Below are 16,203 nucleotides of genomic sequence, written 5' to 3' on the forward strand. Positions count from 1 at the left end.
ACCCGCCGAGCCCTCAGGACGTCCAGGCGCGCCAGAGGGCGGCGTACTCCCCGTCGAGGTCGAGGAGCTCGTCGTGGCTGCCGAGCTCCACGATCCGCCCGTCGAGGACGACCGCGATGCGGTCGGCGTCGTGGGCGGTGTGCAGCCGGTGCGCGATCGCGACGACCGTACGCCCCTCCAGCAGGCTGTTCATCGACCCTTCGAGCGTGCGGGCCGTGCGCGGGTCGATGAGCGAGGTCGCCTCGTCGAGCACGAGCGTGTGGGGGTCGGCGATGATCAGCCGCGCGAGCGCGACCTGCTGGGCCTGGGCAGGCGTGAGGGACTGGCGACCCGATCCGATGACGGTGTCGAGCCCCTCGGGCAGCCGCTCCACCCAGGCCTGGGCGCCGACGGCGCGCAGCGCGGCGCGGACCGCGTCGTCGTCGGAGTCCTCGCGCGCGAGCACGACGTTGTCGCGCACGGTGCCGATGAAGACGTGGTGCTCCTGCGTCACCAGCGCCACCTCGGTGCGCAGCACCTCGAGCGGCAGGTCGACGAGGTCGACGCCACCCACGCGGGCGGTGCCGGTGCGCGGCCGGTTGATGCCGGACAGCAGCCGGCCGAGGGTCGACTTGCCCGAGCCGCTGGGGCCGACCACCGCGAGCCGCTCGCCGGTGCGCAGCCGCAGGTCGACGCCGTGCAGCACGTCGTGGCCCTCGCGGTAGGCGAAGCGCAGGTCCGTGCCCACCAGCTCGACGCCGTCGGGGAGGCGGTCACCGGCCTCGCGGTCGGGGGCCACCTCGGCGATGCCGAGCAGCCGGCTCGTCGACGCGGCGCCCACCTGGAGGCGGTCGACCTCGCCGATGACGGCGTCGAGCGGCTCGCTGAGCGCGACGACGTAGAGCATCGCGGCGGTGATCTGGCCGAGGTCGACCCAGCCGCGGCTGTAGCCGTAGGCGCCCACCACGAGGGTGACGACCTGCGGCACCTGGAAGGCGCCGTTGAGCGCGGCGAACAGCACGTTGCGCAGGGTCATGCCGTAGCGCTCGGCCTGCGCCGAGACCTCGATGTCGTCGCCGCCCGCGCGGACCCGGCGCCCCGACAGCCCCAGCGCCTCGACGGTGCGGGCGCCCTCGACGGTCTCGGTGAGCGTGGTGTTGATGCGGGAGTACGTCGCCCCCTCGGTGATGTAGGCCTTGGGCGCGCGCCGCAGGTAGGTGCGCACCGCCGGCGTGCACAGCGCGAAGACCACCAGGGCGGGCAGGGCGAGGACCAGAGAGTTCAGCAGCATCGCCACCACCGACAGCACGACCGTCAGCAGGGAGATCAGCAGCCGGGGCACGCCCCACTGGACGGAGCGGGCCATGGTGCCGACGTCGCGGGTCACCCGCGTGACGAGGTCGCCGGTGCTCGCGCCCTCGACCCGGCCGATGGGCAGGCGCAGGATCGTGCCGACGACGTACTCGCGTGCGGAGGCCAGCAGGTCCTGGCCGAAGTGGGTGGAGGTGCGCTGGGCGCCGAAGGTGAAGAGGGCCTGCAGCACCACGACACCGACGACGGTGAGCGCGAGCCGGTCGAGGCCGTCGACCGCGGCGCCCTGCGACTGGACCCGGTTGACCAGGGCGCCGAGCAGGCGCGGCACCACCAGGGCCGAGGCGGCCGCCAGCGCGTTGAGGAGCACGAGGAGAGCGAACGAGCGCTTGCGGCTCCGCACCAGGTCGCCGAAGAACGCCAGCACTGCGTGGTTGCCGGACACCGGCCACCCGCGGACCGGGTTGCGTGACGCCTCGTAGACGTCCTCGGCGCGCTGGCGGCGCAGGTCGTGCCGCTGCCGCAGCGCCCGACCGCGCTCGCGGACGCCGCCGTGCTGGGGCGGGCGCAGCTCGTCGGGGATCGCGGGCGGGTCGTTGGACCGGTCGCGCCAGGTCTCGGCCGACGTGGCGAGGAGGTCGGTGCTCATCGGACCGCCTCCTCGTCGTCGAGCGCGCGGGCGACCACACGCCGGTAGTCGTCGTTGTCGGAGAGCAGGTCCGCATGGCGGCCCTCGGCCACGACGGTGCCGTCGTGCAGCAGCACGACGTGGTCGGCGTGGTGCAGCCAGAGCGGGGAGACCGTCGTGACGACGGTCGTGCGGCCGCGGCGGGTCTCGGCGACCCGCTCCGCGATCCGGGCCTCGGTGTGGGCGTCGACCGCCGAGGTCGGCTCGACCAGCACCAGGACCGGGGCGTCGGCCGCGATCGCCCGGGCCAGGACGACGCGCTGGCGCTGACCCCCGGACAGTCCGCGACCCCGCTCGTCGAGCTGGCCCTGCCAGCCCTCGGGCAGCGCGTCGTAGACGTCCTCGGCGCTGGCCACACGCAGCGCGTGCTCGGCCTGCTCGCGGGTCAGCCGGCCGTGCGGGTCGACGGCGTCCTGCAGCGTCCCGGCGAACAGCTGGCTGCCGGTGTCGCTGACCAGCACCTGACGGCGTACGTCGTCCAGGTTGGCGCGGGCGAGGTCGACGCCGCCCAGCGTGACCCCCCACTCCTGGCGGGCGCGCTCCTCGTCGAGGGCGGCGATCCGGGCGCGCTCCTCGGCGCGGGCGGCGCGGGCACGCCGGGCGGCACGCCCCTTCGTCCCGTCCTCCTCCTCGGCGGCCACCGGCTCGGTGTCGGCCGGGAGGTAGCGCCCGAGGCGGTCGGCGAGCGCGGCGCTCTGCTCGGGCACACCGCTCACCACCACGGTGAGGATCCGGGGCGTGACGGTCAGCCCGCTGGCCGCGTCGTGCAGTGCCGCGGTGCCGTCGAGGGCCACCGGCTCGGCAGGGTCGCGCCACGGCGGGCGCTGCTCGAAGATCGCGATCGCCTTGCGTGCGCTGACCAGCGAGCGCACTCCCTTCTGGGCGAACTCGAAGAAGGTGCGGATCGGCCCGACCATGAAGAGGCCGTAACCGAGGAAGGTGACGAGCTCGCCGACGGTGAGCGAGCCGGACTGCACCTCGCGGGTGCCCGTCCAGACGAGCGCGACGAGGAACAGCCCGGAGAGCAGCACGCCGACCGCCTCGACCACGGCCTGCCAGATGCCCGCGGCGACGCCGGCGTCCCGGGCCGACTGCGACTGCCGGTCGTAGTTCGCGCCGAAGGTCTGCTCGCCGCCGATCCCGCGCAGGATGCGCAGCCCGGCCACGATGTCGGTCGCCATCGAGGTCAGGTCGGAGGTCCGGGACCGCTCGACCTGCTGGCGACGGTGCAGCGGGCGCAGCAGCGGCAGCGCCGCGCCGACCAGCACGGGCGCCGCGACGAGGGTGAGCAGGCCGAGCTGCCACGACATCGTGAGGACGATGAACGCCACGGTCAGGTAGGACACCAGCTGGCCGACCGTGCGCGCGAGGATCTCGGTGAGCGCGCCGAACTCGTCGGAGTCGCTCGAGGCGACGCTCAGCACCTCGCCGGTGGGGGAGCGGCGCGGGAGCACGTGCCCCATCTGCGCCACCTTGCGCGTGACCATCTCGAGCGTGCCGTAGAGGCTGACCAGCCAGCTGCGCACCACGAGCGTGTGGGACACGATGCCGAACACCGAGCCGATCATCACGACGAGCAGCAGCAGCGCTGCCCAGCCCACCAGCGCGGTCGTCGAGCCGCCGACGATGCCCTGGTCGACGGCCCGGCCGAAGATCCACGGGCCGAGGGTCGACGGCAGGAACCACAGCGCGTAGCACAGCGAGGAGAGCGCGATCAGCGCCTTCTGCTGGCCGATGACCCATCGGAGGAAGGAGGCGGGCGACCGGGTGTCGGGGTCCGGGGTGGGGGCGTCGTCCGTGCCGGTGAAGAACGTCGCGATCCGGGGTGGGAAGTCCTGCATGTCGTGGATGACCCTAGGTGCCGGGACCTGACCGTCTCGACGCAATTACGGGTGAGCCCGGTCTCAGGCCGCGCCGTACGCCGGGTAGTCGGTGTAGCCGGTCTCGGAGCCGCCGTAGAAGGTCTCCGGCTGCGGCACGTTGAGCGGCAGGTCCTCGGCGAGGCGGCGTGGCAGGTCGGGGTTGGCGATGAAGGACCGGCCGAAGGCGGCGGCATCGATGAGTCCCGCGCGCAGCAGCCGCTCGGCCTTGTCGCGGTCGTAGTTGCCGGCGCCCACGATCGGGCCGGCGTGGGCCTCGCGCAGGGCGCGGCGGTAGTCCTCGTCGAGGACCGGGCCGCCGGCCCAGTCGGGCTCGGACAGGTGGAGGAAGGCCAGGCCGCGCGCCCCCAGCTCGCGGGCGACGTACAACCCGGCCTCGGGACCCTCGGGGTCGGTGGTGCCGTTGAAGGACCCGACCGGCGAGATCCGGACCGCGACGCGGTCGGCGGACCAGGCGCCGACGACGGCGTCGGTCACCTCGAGCATCAGCCGGGCGCGGTTCTCGAGCGGGCCGCCGTACTCGTCGGTGCGCTGGTTGCTGTCGGCGGCGAGGAACTGGTGCAGCAGGTAGCCGTGGGCGCCGTGGATCTCCACCAGGTCGAAGCCCGCCTCGCGGGCGTTGACGGTCGCGCGGCGGAAGTCCTCGAGCAGGCGCGGGACCTCGTCGAGGCCGAGCGCCCGCGGGGTAGGACATGCCACGCGCGTCGGGCGACCGTCCTCGCCGCGGACGGTGGTGCGGTTGCGGAACGGCTCGGCGCTCGCCGACACCGGCAGCGCGCCGTCGTGGAGGGACTCGTGCGAGACGCGCCCGACGTGCCACAGCTGGGCAGCGATCCGCCCGCCCGCCGCGTGGACCGCGTCGGTGATCCGCCGCCAGCCGGCGACCTGCTCGTCGCTGTGGATGCCCGGGGTGTCCATGTAGCCCTTGCCCTCCGGGCTCACCTGCGTGCCCTCGGAGATCAGCAGGCCGGCGCCCGCCCGCTGGACGTAGTACTCGCGCATCAGGTCGTTGGGCACGTCGCCCGGGACGGTCGCACGCATCCGGGTCAGCGGCGCCATCAGGACGCGGTTGTCGGCGCGGACCGCGCCGAGGGTCAGGGGCTCGAAGAGGGAGGGCACGAGTCGTCCCAACCGGGGCGGGCCACCACGTATTCCGGTCCGGTTCCGGTCCGGTTCCGGTCCGCGGGAGGGTCACCCGGCGGGCGGTGGGTGCGACCAAAGTCGGGGTCTCCCGGACTCGGCCCCACGGATTGCCGCAGCCGGGTACCGTGGCGACCGATGACGGACGTCGAGGTGCTCAGTCCGCGCGAGGTCCCGCTGGGCGGTCCCCGGGCCATGCGTGTCCGACGCACGCTGCCCCAGCGCCACCGGTCGCTCATCGGTGCGTGGTGCTTCGTGGACCACTACGGGCCCGACGAGGTCGACGAGACCGGCGGCATGGTCCTGCCCGCCCACCCGCACACCGGCCTGCAGACGGCGAGCTGGCTCTTCGACGGCGCGCTCGAGCACCGCGACTCGGTGGGCAGCCTCGCGACGGTGAAGCCGGGTGAGCTCAACCTGATGACCGCCGGCCGCGGGATCAGCCACACCGAGGTCTCCACGCCCGGTACCTCGGTGCTGCACGGCGCCCAGCTCTGGATCGCGCTGCCCGACGACAGTCGAGACGTGGAGCCGCGCTTCGAGCACTTCGCCCCCGAGCCCGTGCGCGGTCCCGGCTGGGAGGCGCGCGTCTTCATCGGCTCCCTCCTCGGCGCCTCCTCGCCCGTGGTCACCCACACCCCGCTGCTCGGCGCCGAGGTGATGCTGGCTCCCGGCAAGAGCCTCGAGATCGACGTCGACCCGACCTTCGAGCACGGGGTGCTGCTCGACGTGGGCCTGATCGACGTCGAGGGCCAGGAGCTCGCGCCCAGCGACCTCTGCCACGTCCCGCACGGCCGCGACTCCATCACCGTCACCGCGCACGAGGAGGCGCGGCTGCTCGTCCTCGGCGGCCCACCCTTCGGTGAGCCCATCGTGATGTGGTGGAACTTCATCGGCCGCAGCCACGACGAGATCGCCGGCTACCGCCGCGAGTGGCAGGAGCAGATCATCCAGGGCGAGGGAGGCGACGGCGACGTGGTCTCCGACGGACGCGAGGTCGCCGACGGCCGCTTCGGCCGGGTCGACCTCGACCTGCAGCCGATCCCCGCACCGTCGCTGCCCAACGTCCGCCTCAAGCTCAGGCACTGACCGGGTGGGGATCGCGGCCATCGTCGGCGACGACGGCGTCGCCCGCTGCCCCTGGGGCGCCGGCGACCCGGTCAACCTCGCCTACCACGACACCGAGTGGGGGATGCGCGTCTCCGGCGAGGCCGCCCACCTCGAGCGGCTGACGCTGGAGGCCTTCCAGTCCGGGCTGTCGTGGCTGACGATCCTCAACAAGCGGCCCGCCTTCCGTGCCGCGTTCGCCGACTTCGACGCCGACGTGGTGGCCGGCTACGGCCCCGCCGACGTCGAGCGCCTGATGGCCGACGCGGGCATCGTGCGCAACCTGCGCAAGGTCGAGGCGGCCATCGCCAACGCGCGCGCCGCCGTCGCGCTGCGCGAGCAGGGCGGCCTCGAGGCCTTCCTCTGGTCCTTCCGCCCCGAGCCCGGCCCCGCGCCCGTCACGACCGCCGACGTGCCCACCACCTCTCCCGAGTCCGTGGCCATGTCCAAGGCCCTCAAGAAGCTCGGCTTCGCCCACGTCGGGCCCACCACGATGTACGCCCTGATGGAGGCCATCGGCATCGTCGACGACCACCTCGCGGGGTGCCACCGCCGCGGCAGCGCCGGCTGACGTACGACGCCGGCGCCCGGCTCAGCCGGCCGTGCGCCAGACCGAGACGTGGCTCTCGCTGTCGTTGGTGAACGGTGCGCCGTGCCAGTCGGCGACCCGTCGCTCGAGCGACATCCCGGCGAGCTGCGCCATCAGGTCGCACTCGGCCGGCCAGATGTAGCGGAAGTTGCTCTCCCCGTAGGTGACGGTGCCGTCGTCGTGGCGGCGGTAGTGGTGGGACGTGCCCTGCTGGGTGGACATGTCGTAGGTGTCGAACCCCACGTGCCGGTGCCCGACGTGGAACGGCACCGCGGCCTGACCGGGCGGGAAGCGCCGGATGCCCGGCACCCAGAGCTCGACCACGAAGCGGCCGCCCGGGACGAGGTGCGCGGCCGCGTTGCGGAAGGTCGCGACCTGCTCGGCCTGCGTGCGGAGGTTGCCGATGCTGTTCCAGACGACGTAGACGAGGTCGAACGCGCCCTCGACCCTCGTCGTCGCCATGTCGCCGACCACCACCGGGAGGTCGGCGCGCTTGCGGTGGAGCTCGTCGGCCATCGGCTGGGACAGCTCGATGCCGGTGACCGGGACCCCGCGGTCGACCAGCGGGATCGCCACCCGCCCGGTCCCGATGGCGAGCTCGAGGGCGAGGCCGTCACCGGCGAGGTCGGCCAGGAAGTCGACCGCGGGGTCGAGGACCTCCGGCTCGAACATGAACGCCGAGCTCTCGTCGTACGCCGCCGCGGTCTCCGCGCTCCAGTGGTCGCTGCTGCTCATGGCGCCACGCTGCCCCACGACGCCGGTCGTCCTCCACCGATTTCACCCCTGCCGCCGGGGCGATGCAGTCCGTAGGCTGCCCGTCCATGACGCGCCTGCACGCCTTCTCCGCCGACGACGCCCTGACCGACCTCGACGCCACCGGGCTGGTCGAGGCGCTGCGGGCGGGCGTCGTGTCCGTGCCCGAGGTCGTCGAGGCCGCCATCGCCCGCACCGAGCAGGTGGACGCCGAGCTCGGCGCGGTGGCGTACGCCGCCTACGACCGCGCCCGCGAGGAGGCCCGCCACCCGCGCGGCGGCTGGTTCGCCGGGGTGCCGACCTTCGTCAAGGACAACGTCGACGTCGCCGGGATGCCCACCCAGCACGGCGCCGACGCCTTCACCGCCGTGCCCCAAAAGGCCGACGGCGACTTCGCCCGGATGTATCTCGCCACCGGGCTGATCCCGCTCGGCAAGACGCAGCTCTCCGAGTTCGGCTTCTCCGGCGCGGCCGACCACGTCCGCCTCGGCCCGGTGCGCTCGCCGTGGAACCGCGACCACTACGCGGGGGCCTCGTCCGCGGGGTCGGCCGCGCTGGTCGCCGCCGGTGCCGTGCCGATCGCCCACGCCAACGACGGGGGAGGCTCGATCCGGATCCCGGCCTCGGTCAACGGCCTCGTCGGGCTCAAGCCGACGCGGGGCCGGCTGGCGCAGGACCGGATGATGCGTGACATGCCCGTGCGGATCGTCTCCGACGGCGTGCTGACGCGCACCGTGCGCGACACCGCCGCGTTCTACCGCGAGGCGGAGAAGGTCTGGCGCAACCCGCTCCTGGCACCGGTCGGCGACATCACCCGTCCCAGCCGGGCGCGGCTGCGGATCGCGGTCGTCACCCAGGGGATCGGGCGCGACTGCAGCCCCGAGGTGCGCGCGCTGACGTTGCGGACCGCGGCGCTGCTCGAGTCGCTCGGCCACCAGGTGGAGGAGATCGACAACCCGGTGCCGGCGAGCTTCCCCGACCACTTCGTGCGGTTCTGGTCGATGCTCGCCCTCGTCATCGTGCGGCGGGGCAAGAAGGACTTCGGCCCGTCGTGGGACCCGGGGAAGCTCGACAACCTCACCCTCGGCCTGGCCCGGCACGCCGCTCGCAACCTCCACAAGCAGCCGCTGTCGATCGCGGTGCTGCGCGCCTCGCAGCGGGTCGCCGCCCGCCACCGTGCCCAGTACGACGTCACGCTGACGCCGACGCTGGCCACCGAGACGCCGCGGGTCGGGCACCTGCGCCCGGACCAGGACTACGACGAGATCATGGGCCGGCTGATGGACTGGGTGGCCTTCACCCCGCTGCAGAACGCCACCGGCGAGCCCGCCATCTCGCTGCCCCTGGCCACGACCGCCGCCGGACTGCCGCAGGGGATGATGCTGGGGGCCGGAGCGGGCCGCGAGGCGCGGCTCCTCGGCCTCGCCTACGAGCTCGAGGAGGCGGTCGGATGGCCCCGGATCCAGGCCGTCTGAGGAGGGCGCAGGAGCCGATTTCTCATCCGTCGGGCGCCTGTGTATCGTTCTCCGTCGTTGCCCCTTTAGCTCAGTCGGCAGAGCGTCTCCATGGTAAGGAGAAGGTCTACGGTTCGATTCCGTAAAGGGGCTCTGGGTCGGACCCCTCCGGGTGTCCGTCCTCCGCGGCGGGGTAGCTCAGGTGGTTAGAGCACACGGCTCATAATCGTGGTGTCGCGGGTTCGAGTCCCGCCCCCGCTACCACCAAAGTCGGCAAGCTCCCGCACCACCCGCAACGAAAAGGTTCTTCCCATGGCCAGCAAGTCTTCTGACGTTCGCCCCAAGATCACGCTCGCGTGCACCGAGTGCAAGGAGCGCAACTACATCACCAAGAAGAACCGTCGCAACGACCCCGACCGCATCGAGCTGAAGAAGTTCTGCCCCCGGGACCGTCGCCACACGATCCACCGCGAGACCCGCTGACGCTGTTCCTCGTCGCACCCGACCCGTCCGAGCACTCGGACGGGTTGTCGTGTTTGTAGGCTCAGGGGCATGTCCGTCGACCCGTCCCTGGTGGGGCGAGCGTTCCCCGCGCCGTCGCCCCTGACCGTCACGTCCGAGCGCGTCGGCGCCTTCGCCGCCGCCGTCGGCCACCCCGGCGCCGCCGGCGAGGTGGTCCCGCCGACCTTCCCGATCGTGCTCGCCTTCGACGCGATGCAGGCCTTCCTCGACGCCGAGCAGATCGACCTGCACCGCATCGTGCACGGCGAGCAGCGCTTCGCCTACGCCCGCCCGCTCGTGGTCGGCGACGAGCTGAGCGCCACGCTCACCGTCACCGGGCTGCGCCAGATCGGCGGGGCCGACATCATCGCCACCGCCAGCGAGATCACCGACGCCGCCGGTGCCGTCGTCTGCACCGGCAAGGCGACGCTCGTGCACTCGTCCGGAGCGGAGACCGACCAGTGACCACCACCTTCGACGCCGGCCAGGCCCTCGAGCCGCGGACCTTCACCGTCACCCGTGCCGACCTCGTCGCCTACGCCGAGGCCAGCGGCGACCACAACCCGATCCACCAGGACGAGAAGGTCGCCCGCAGCGTCGGGCTGCCGGGCGTGATCGCGCACGGGATGTACACCCTGGCCCTGGTCGGGCGCGCCGTCGCCGAGTGGACCGGCGGGGCCGAGGTCGTCGACCTCGGGGCGAAGTTCACCAGCCCCGTCGTCGTACCTGCCGAGGGTGGGGCGGAGGTCGTCGTGGGCGGCACCGTCAAGTCCGTCGCCGACGGCCTGGTCACGCTCGTGCTCGAGGTGACCTGCGAGGGGCAGAAGGTCCTGGGCATGCCCAAGGCGGTCGTGCGTGCCTGAGCTGCTCAGCGCGCACACCTCGCTCCGTCTCGGCGGCGCCGCCCGGCAGTGGGTCCGCGCCACCACCGACGACGAGCTGGTGGCGGCCGTCGGCGACGCCGACGCGGCGGGCGAGCCGGTCCTCGTCCTGGGCGGCGGCTCCAACCTCGTCGTGGCCGACGAGGGCTTCGCCGGCACGGTCGTGGAGGTCGCCACCCGTGGCATCTCCGCCGACGTCGACGACTCCGGCGACCCGTCGTGCTCCGGCGCCACGGTCACCGTCGCGGCGGGGGAGTCGTGGGACGACCTGGTCGCCACGGCCGTCGAACGCGGCTGGATCGGCGTCGAGGCGCTCTCCGGCATCCCCGGCTCGGTCGGCGCTACCCCCATCCAGAACGTCGGCGCCTACGGCCAGGACGTCTCCCAGACCATCGCCCGGGTCCGGGTGTGGGACCGGGTGCTGCGCGGCGTGCGCACCTTCGCCGCGGCCGACTGCCACTTCGGCTACCGCACCAGCCGGTTCAAGGCCGACCCCGGCCGCCACGTCGTCCTCGACGTGACCTTCCAGCTCCGCCAGGGCGTGCTCGGCGCCCCGGTCGCGTACGCCGAGCTCGCCCGCACGCTGGGCGTGGCCGAGGGTGGGCGCGCCCCGCTGGGCGACGTCCGCGAGGCCGTCCTCGGGCTCCGGCGCGCCAAGGGCATGGTGCTCGACGCCGACGACCACGACACGTGGTCGGCCGGCTCGTTCTTCACCAACCCGTTCCTCACGCCCGAGCAGGCCGCCGGGCTTCCCGGCGACGCGCCGCGCTGGGAGCAGCCCGACGGCACCGTGAAGTCGAGCGCCGCCTGGCTGATCGAGCACGCCGGCTTCGGCAGGGGCTACACCAGCGCTGCGGCGGGGGAGCGGGTCGGACTGTCGACCAAGCACACCCTCGCCCTGACCAACCGCGGCGGCGCCACCACCGCCGAGCTGCTGGCCCTCGCCCGTGAGGTCCGCGACGGTGTCGAGGCGGCCTTCGGCGTGCGCCTGGTCAACGAGCCCGTCACCCTCGGCTGCACCCTCTGACTAGCCGGCCAGCCAGGCGGCGATGTCGCGGTGCGCCGCTTCCAGCACCTCGGGCGGTGCCTGCGATGCCTCGAAGGACATGGTCGCCAGCCGGGCGAGGGTGACGTCGTCGAGGTCGTGGGCGGCGCGCATGGTGGCGTACTGCCCGGCGAGCCGTGAGCCGAACAGCAGCGGGTCGTCGGCACCCAGCGCCACCGTCGCGCCGGCGGCGAGCAGGTCGGGCAGCGGCACCGAGGTGAGGTCGGAGTAGACGCCCAGCGCCACGTTGGACACCGGGCACACCTCCAGGGCGACGCCCGCCTGCACGATGCGGTCCAGCAGCTCGGGGTCCTCGGCACTGCGTACGCCGTGCCCGAGGCGCTGGGCGCCCAGGTCGTCGAGGCAGGTGCGGATGTGGTCGGGGCCGAGGAGCTCGCCACCGTGCGGGACCAGCAGGAGGCCGGCCCGTTCGGCGATCCGGAACGCGCCCTCGAAGTCCGCCGTCCTTCCGCGCCGCTCGTCGTTGGAGAGACCGAACCCGACGACGCCGCGGCCGGCGTACTGCCCCGCGAGCCGGGCGAGCGTGCGCGCGTCGAGCGGGTGGCGGGTGCGGTTGGCGGCGATGACCACCGCCATGCCCAGTCCGGTGCGTTCGGAGGCGTCGCGCACGCAGTCCAGGACGAGGTCGGTGAACGCGGTGATCCCGCCGAAGCGCGCCGCGTAGCCGCTGGGGTCGACCTGGATCTCCAACCAGCGCCCGCCGTCGCGTACGTCGTCCTCGGCCGCCTCCAGCACCAAGCGTCGTACGTCGTCGGGCGTGCGCAGCACGGAGCGCGCCACGTCGTAGAGCCGCTGGAAGCGGAACCAGCCCTTCTCGTCGGCGGCGCTGAGCTGCGGCGGCCAGTCCTCGACCAGCGAGTCGGGCAGCGCGATGCCGTCGCGCTCGGCCAGCTCGAGCAGCGTGGCGTGCCGCATCGACCCGGTGAAGTGGAGGTGGAGGTGGGCCTTCGGCAACCGCGACACCTCGCGCCGGTGGTCGCCGCCGACGTCCGGAGTCCCCATGCGGGCATCGTAGGTGGGCGTCGGTGGGATGCCTCGGTTCGACTCGGCTGGACCGGCCCCGTATGCTTCCCGATTGGTGGTTTCGCCAGATGCTTCGGCATGCCCGCACTGTCGGGCGGAGACCACCGGAGGGCACTAGCTCAACTGGCAGAGCATCGGTCTCCAAAACCGAAGGTTGGGGGTTCAAGTCCCTCGTGCCCTGCGAGGAAACACTGCACAGCAACCCGGACGAGAAGGTGAAGAACGTGGCCGACGGCAACGCGGTTCAGGACGCGCGGCGCGACTCGCGCGGCGACGACCGTGGGCGCACGAGCCCCGTCACGTTCATGCGCCAGGTGGTGGCCGAGCTCCGCAAGGTGGTGTGGCCCACCCAGCAGCAGCTGATCACCTACTTCTTCGTGGTGCTGGTCTTCGTCACCGTGGTGATGGCTCTGGTGTCGGTGCTCGACCTGGCTTTCGGAAAGCTGGTCTTCGAGCTCTTCACCGGCAGCACCACCCAGTGACATCCGGGGCAGTGGACCCCCGCCCCCCAGCAACCAGTACGGAGTGAGACGTGTCGGACAGCAATGACGTGGACCAGGTCGAGGACCAGGTCGACTCGATCGACGAGGCGAACCCCGAGGACGCCGACCTGACGGGCGACGAGACCGTCGAGGCTGACGCCGCCGACGAGGTCGACGGCGACGTCGTCGACGAGGCGACCGAGGTCGAGGACGACCAGGACGCTGCCGACGAGGACGCCGCCGACGAGGACGAGGAGTCCGGCGCCGCCGCGGAGAACGACCCGCTCGAGGCCTTCCGCCGCGAGCTGTGGGCCAAGCCCGGCGACTGGTTCGTGGTGCACACCTACTCCGGCATGGAGAAGCGGGTCAAGCACAACCTCGAGAACCGCATCATCTCCCTCAACATGGAGGACTACATCCACGAGATCGTGGTCCCCACCGAGGAGGTCGCGGAGATCAAGAACGGCCAGCGCAAGATGGTTACGCGCACCGTCCTCCCCGGCTACGTCCTGGTCCGCATGGACCTCACCGACGAGTCCTGGTCCGCCGTGCGCCACACGCCGTCGGTCACCGGGTTCGTGGGCCACAGCCACCAGCCCGTGCCGCTGAGCATGAGCGAGGTCGAGGACATGCTGGCCCCGGCCGTCATGGCCGTCGCCGAGGCCGAGTCCGCCGCGTCGGGCGAGAAGGGCTCCTCCACCACCCCGCGCAAGCCGGTCGAGGTGGCCGACTTCGACGTCTCCGACTCCGTCATGGTCGTCGACGGTCCGTTCGCCACGCTCCACGCGACGATCACCGAGATCAACGCCGAGTCGCAGCGCGTCAAGGCCCTCGTCGAGATCTTCGGCCGCGAGACGCCGGTCGAGCTGTCGTTCAGCCAGATTCAGAAAGTCTGAGCGCGGGATCGAGCGTGCTCGATCCCGATCAGCGAAGAGGTTGAGGAGCGACGCGCACACCTGAGCGAAGCGAAGGAGTGCGTGACGCGTCTCGAAACCCGTGAAGTCCCGATTTCACGACCTGCCCGGCACAGGGCGACAATGAACTAGCAACAACCCGTGGCAGAGGGCGTCCGTCCTCGTCGTGACCACAAGAGTAGAAAGAAGAAGGCTATGCCTCCCAAGAAGAAGATCGCCGCGCTTGTCAAGGTGCAGCTTCAGGCCGGTTCGGCCACCCCGGCCCCGCCGGTCGGTACGGCGCTCGGCCCGCACGGCGTCAACATCATGGACTTCTGCAAGGCCTACAACGCCCAGACCGAGTCCATGCGCGGCAACGTCATCCCCGTCGAGATCACCATCTACGAGGACCGCACGTTCGACTTCATCACCAAGACCCCGCCGGCCGCCGAGCTGATCAAGAAGGCCGCCGGCCTCTCGAAGGGCTCGGGCGTCCCGCACAAGGACAAGGTCGGCAAGCTGACCAAGGACCAGGTCCGCGAGATCGCGACCACCAAGCTGCCCGACCTCAACGCCAACGACATCGACGCCGCGATGAAGATCGTGGAGGGCACCGCCCGCTCGATGGGCGTCACGACCGACTGACCCGTGGGAGGGCCGCGCTGGCCCGCTGACCACATCCTTCGCACCACAGAAACGAGAAGACAATGCAGCGCAGCAAGACCTACCGCGCGGCCGCGGAGTCGTTCGACCAGGACGAGCTCTACGCCCCGCTGGCCGCCATCAAGATCGCCAAGGGTGGCTCCAAGAAGAAGTTCGACGAGACCCTCGACGTCGTCATGCGCCTGGGTGTCGACCCGCGCAAGGCCGACCAGATGGTCCGCGGCACCGTCAACCTCCCGCACGGCACCGGCAAGACCGCCCGCGTCCTCGTCTTCGCGAACGCGGAGAAGGCCGACGCCGCCCGTGAGGCCGGCGCCGAGTTCGTCGGTGGCGACGAGCTGATCGAGAAGGTCGCCGGCGGCTGGCTCGACTTCGACGCCGTCGTCGCGACGCCCGACATGATGGGCAAGGTCGGTCGCCTCGGCCGCGTCCTCGGCCCGCGCTCGCTCATGCCGAACCCGAAGACCGGCACGGTGACCCCCGACGTCGCCAAGGCCGTCACGGACATCAAGGGCGGCAAGATCGAGTTCCGCGTCGACCGCCACTCGAACCTGCACTTCATCATCGGCAAGGCCTCCTTCTCCGAGACCCAGCTCGCGGAGAACTACGCCGCAGCCCTCGAGGAGGTGCTGCGTCTCAAGCCGGCCAGCTCCAAGGGTCGCTACATCAAGAAGGTCACCGTCTCCACGACGATGGGCCCCGGCATCCAGGTCGACCCCAACCGCATCAAGAACGTCGCCAGCGAGGACGAGGCCGCCCAGGCCTGATCCACGTCGCGCCACATCGGCCCGGTCATCCCTCACGGGATGGCCGGGCCGATCTGCATCTGCGGCGCCGCGGTCGTTTCGGCGTGGAGGCATCGGGTAGGAAGGGCGTGCACGCCTTCCACGCCACCGCACCAGGAGACTCCATGCGCGTCACGTCCCTCGCCCGCCGACTCGGCTCCGCCGCCCTGGTCCTGAGCGTCGGTGTCGGCCTCGCGGCCTGCAGCAGCGACGACTCGTCGGACTCCGGCTCCTCGAGCTCCGCCACCGACAGCGGGGCCGACGACAGCTCCGACGACGGGTCCGACGACGTCACGGAGACCGAGGACGCCGCGGCCCTGACCGAGCTCGACGGCGCCGGCTTCTACCCCGCCGTGATGGAGGCGATGCGCGAGGCGGAGACGTTCAACTTCCAGACCGTCTCGGAGTCCGCCGGCCAGTCACAGACCATGGAGGGCCAGGCCCGGTTCGCCGACGGCGGGATGGAGATGAAGGCGTCGAGCACGGGCGCGCAGCCGATGGAGCTGATCCTGCTCGACAAGGCGATGTACCTGAAGTCGCCCGACCTCGGCACCGGTGACAAGTGGCTCAAGGTGGACCTCAGCGACCCCAACTCGCTCTTCGGCATGATCGGCAAGGCGACCGACCCCGAGGTGATGTTCAAGGCCATGGAGGCGCCGAAGAAGCTGGAGCTGGTCGGCACCGAGGAGGTCGACGGGGTGGAGACCAACCACTACCGGATCACCCTGGACCCCGCGAAGTACATCGCGGCCATGGACTTCCCGTCCGGGATGGCCGACATGATGCCCAAGGAGCTGGTGACCGAGATGTGGGTCGACGGCGACGACCTGCCGCGCAAGTTCTCCCAGACCCTCGAGGTGCCGTCGGCGGCCGGTGGCAAGCCGACCTCGACGACGAGCGAGGGCACCTACTCCGACTTCGGCACCGACGTCGAGATCGAGGCGCCGCCCGCCGACGAGGTCACCGAGGACATGTTCCCCGGCGCCGCCTGAGCGCCGACAGCACGCA

At 72.1% G+C, this 16,203-nt stretch carries 17 protein-coding genes and 3 tRNA genes; 15 read left to right on the top strand and 5 right to left on the bottom strand.

Annotated elements, in window-relative coordinates; all coding sequences use genetic code 11:
* Positions 1 to 13: 13 nt before the first annotated feature.
* The 3 genes from ASC64_RS08665 to nemA form a co-directional block, all read right to left on the bottom strand.
* Positions 14 to 1,939 carry an ABC transporter ATP-binding protein gene (locus ASC64_RS08665; protein ID WP_056907120.1) on the bottom strand — a complete coding sequence of 642 codons (1,926 nt, stop codon included), beginning with the start codon at positions 1,937 to 1,939 and terminating at the stop codon, positions 14 to 16.
* The gene (locus ASC64_RS08670) at positions 1,936 to 3,819 is read right to left on the bottom strand and encodes an ABC transporter ATP-binding protein (protein ID WP_056907121.1); all 1,884 of its coding nucleotides are present in this window, start codon (positions 3,817 to 3,819) and stop codon (positions 1,936 to 1,938) included. Before ASC64_RS08670 ends, ASC64_RS08665 begins: the two co-directional genes overlap by 4 nt.
* Before the next feature lie 63 nt (positions 3,820 to 3,882).
* Complete coding sequence (gene nemA / locus ASC64_RS08675) at positions 3,883 to 4,977, bottom strand: N-ethylmaleimide reductase (protein ID WP_056907122.1); 1,095 nt, start codon at positions 4,975 to 4,977, stop codon at positions 3,883 to 3,885.
* A gap of 159 nt (positions 4,978 to 5,136) precedes the next feature.
* On the opposite strand from nemA, the gene ASC64_RS08680 reads away from it, so the two are divergent.
* Together ASC64_RS08680 and ASC64_RS08685 are read left to right on the top strand one after the other, a co-directional pair.
* A complete protein-coding gene (locus ASC64_RS08680) occupies positions 5,137 to 6,087 on the top strand; it encodes a pirin family protein (RefSeq protein ID WP_056907123.1) in 951 nt (316 codons plus the stop codon).
* A 4-nt stretch (positions 6,088 to 6,091) separates the two neighbouring features.
* Entirely contained in the window at positions 6,092 to 6,676 is a 585-nt protein-coding gene (locus tag ASC64_RS08685) for a DNA-3-methyladenine glycosylase I (RefSeq protein WP_056907124.1), read from the top strand.
* A 21-nt stretch (positions 6,677 to 6,697) separates the two neighbouring features.
* Here ASC64_RS08685 and ASC64_RS08690 read toward each other — a convergent pair whose 3' ends face one another.
* Positions 6,698 to 7,429 (bottom strand): class I SAM-dependent DNA methyltransferase, encoded by a 732-nt coding sequence (locus tag ASC64_RS08690; RefSeq protein WP_056907125.1) that lies wholly within the window; start codon positions 7,427 to 7,429, stop codon positions 6,698 to 6,700.
* An 86-nt stretch (positions 7,430 to 7,515) separates the two neighbouring features.
* Between ASC64_RS08690 and ASC64_RS08695 the strand changes: the two genes are divergently transcribed.
* From ASC64_RS08695 to ASC64_RS08725, 7 genes are all read left to right on the top strand, one after another.
* Positions 7,516 to 8,922: an amidase gene (locus ASC64_RS08695; RefSeq protein WP_056907126.1), complete on the top strand. Its 1,407-nt coding sequence runs from the start codon at positions 7,516 to 7,518 to the stop codon at positions 8,920 to 8,922.
* A 59-nt stretch (positions 8,923 to 8,981) separates the two neighbouring features.
* Positions 8,982 to 9,054 (top strand) — tRNA-Thr (locus tag ASC64_RS08700).
* A 34-nt stretch (positions 9,055 to 9,088) separates the two neighbouring features.
* Positions 9,089 to 9,165, top strand: a tRNA-Met gene (locus ASC64_RS08705).
* Between the two features lie 48 nt (positions 9,166 to 9,213).
* Complete coding sequence (rpmG, locus tag ASC64_RS08710) at positions 9,214 to 9,384, top strand: 50S ribosomal protein L33 (RefSeq protein WP_056907127.1); 171 nt, start codon at positions 9,214 to 9,216, stop codon at positions 9,382 to 9,384.
* Between the two features lie 69 nt (positions 9,385 to 9,453).
* Complete coding sequence (locus ASC64_RS08715) at positions 9,454 to 9,867, top strand: FAS1-like dehydratase domain-containing protein (protein ID WP_056907128.1); 414 nt, start codon at positions 9,454 to 9,456, stop codon at positions 9,865 to 9,867.
* On the top strand, positions 9,864 to 10,265 hold the full coding sequence (locus ASC64_RS08720) for a MaoC/PaaZ C-terminal domain-containing protein (RefSeq protein ID WP_056907129.1): 402 nt from the start codon (positions 9,864 to 9,866) through the stop codon (positions 10,263 to 10,265). The genes ASC64_RS08715 and ASC64_RS08720 overlap by 4 nt, the downstream gene beginning before the upstream one ends.
* Complete coding sequence (locus ASC64_RS08725; RefSeq protein ID WP_056907130.1) at positions 10,258 to 11,310, top strand: UDP-N-acetylmuramate dehydrogenase; 1,053 nt, start codon at positions 10,258 to 10,260, stop codon at positions 11,308 to 11,310. Before ASC64_RS08720 ends, ASC64_RS08725 begins: the two co-directional genes overlap by 8 nt.
* Here ASC64_RS08725 and ASC64_RS08730 read toward each other — a convergent pair whose 3' ends face one another.
* Positions 11,311 to 12,351 carry an adenosine deaminase gene (locus tag ASC64_RS08730; protein WP_056907131.1) on the bottom strand — a complete coding sequence of 347 codons (1,041 nt, stop codon included), beginning with the start codon at positions 12,349 to 12,351 and terminating at the stop codon, positions 11,311 to 11,313.
* A gap of 129 nt (positions 12,352 to 12,480) precedes the next feature.
* Here ASC64_RS08730 and ASC64_RS08735 point away from each other — a divergent pair.
* The 6 genes from ASC64_RS08735 to ASC64_RS08760 all read left to right on the top strand — a co-directional run bounded on the left by ASC64_RS08735 (position 12,481) and on the right by ASC64_RS08760 (position 16,187).
* Positions 12,481 to 12,553: transfer RNA gene (locus ASC64_RS08735), tRNA-Trp, on the top strand.
* Positions 12,546 to 12,854 (top strand): preprotein translocase subunit SecE, encoded by a 309-nt coding sequence (secE, locus tag ASC64_RS22730; RefSeq protein WP_235563603.1) that lies wholly within the window; start codon positions 12,546 to 12,548, stop codon positions 12,852 to 12,854. The genes ASC64_RS08735 and secE overlap by 8 nt, the downstream gene beginning before the upstream one ends.
* Before the next feature lie 50 nt (positions 12,855 to 12,904).
* Positions 12,905 to 13,750, top strand: coding sequence for a transcription termination/antitermination protein NusG (gene nusG / locus ASC64_RS08745; RefSeq protein ID WP_439956795.1), 846 nt, complete (start codon positions 12,905 to 12,907; stop codon positions 13,748 to 13,750).
* Between the two features lie 213 nt (positions 13,751 to 13,963).
* Positions 13,964 to 14,392, top strand: coding sequence for a 50S ribosomal protein L11 (gene rplK, locus ASC64_RS08750; protein ID WP_056907132.1), 429 nt, complete (start codon positions 13,964 to 13,966; stop codon positions 14,390 to 14,392).
* 62 nt (positions 14,393 to 14,454) lie between these two features.
* Positions 14,455 to 15,177, top strand: coding sequence for a 50S ribosomal protein L1 (gene rplA / locus ASC64_RS08755; RefSeq protein ID WP_056907133.1), 723 nt, complete (start codon positions 14,455 to 14,457; stop codon positions 15,175 to 15,177).
* A 143-nt stretch (positions 15,178 to 15,320) separates the two neighbouring features.
* Positions 15,321 to 16,187, top strand: coding sequence for a hypothetical protein (locus ASC64_RS08760; RefSeq protein ID WP_056907134.1), 867 nt, complete (start codon positions 15,321 to 15,323; stop codon positions 16,185 to 16,187).
* Positions 16,188 to 16,203: the final 16 nt, after the last annotated feature.

Source organism: Nocardioides sp. Root122 (assembly GCF_001425025.1).
In the GTDB taxonomy this organism is placed as follows: domain Bacteria; phylum Actinomycetota; class Actinomycetes; order Propionibacteriales; family Nocardioidaceae; genus Nocardioides.

What these genes read in the sequence shown, in the direction of transcription:
- ASC64_RS08665 (WP_056907120.1), bottom strand. Translation starts at nt 1,939, where the DNA reads ATGAGCACCGACCTCCTCGCCACGTCGGCCGAGACCTGGCGCGACCGG.
- ASC64_RS08670 (WP_056907121.1), bottom strand. Translation starts at nt 3,819, where the DNA reads ATGCAGGACTTCCCACCCCGGATCGCGACGTTCTTCACCGGCACGGAC.
- ASC64_RS08680 (WP_056907123.1), top strand. Translation starts at nt 5,137, where the DNA reads ATGACGGACGTCGAGGTGCTCAGTCCGCGCGAGGTCCCGCTGGGCGGT.
- ASC64_RS08690 (WP_056907125.1), bottom strand. Translation starts at nt 7,429, where the DNA reads ATGAGCAGCAGCGACCACTGGAGCGCGGAGACCGCGGCGGCGTACGAC.
- ASC64_RS08695 (WP_056907126.1), top strand. Translation starts at nt 7,516, where the DNA reads ATGACGCGCCTGCACGCCTTCTCCGCCGACGACGCCCTGACCGACCTC.
- rpmG (WP_056907127.1), top strand. Translation starts at nt 9,214, where the DNA reads ATGGCCAGCAAGTCTTCTGACGTTCGCCCCAAGATCACGCTCGCGTGC.
- ASC64_RS08715 (WP_056907128.1), top strand. Translation starts at nt 9,454, where the DNA reads ATGTCCGTCGACCCGTCCCTGGTGGGGCGAGCGTTCCCCGCGCCGTCG.
- ASC64_RS08730 (WP_056907131.1), bottom strand. Translation starts at nt 12,351, where the DNA reads ATGGGGACTCCGGACGTCGGCGGCGACCACCGGCGCGAGGTGTCGCGG.
- rplK (WP_056907132.1), top strand. Translation starts at nt 13,964, where the DNA reads ATGCCTCCCAAGAAGAAGATCGCCGCGCTTGTCAAGGTGCAGCTTCAG.
- rplA (WP_056907133.1), top strand. Translation starts at nt 14,455, where the DNA reads ATGCAGCGCAGCAAGACCTACCGCGCGGCCGCGGAGTCGTTCGACCAG.
- ASC64_RS08760 (WP_056907134.1), top strand. Translation starts at nt 15,321, where the DNA reads ATGCGCGTCACGTCCCTCGCCCGCCGACTCGGCTCCGCCGCCCTGGTC.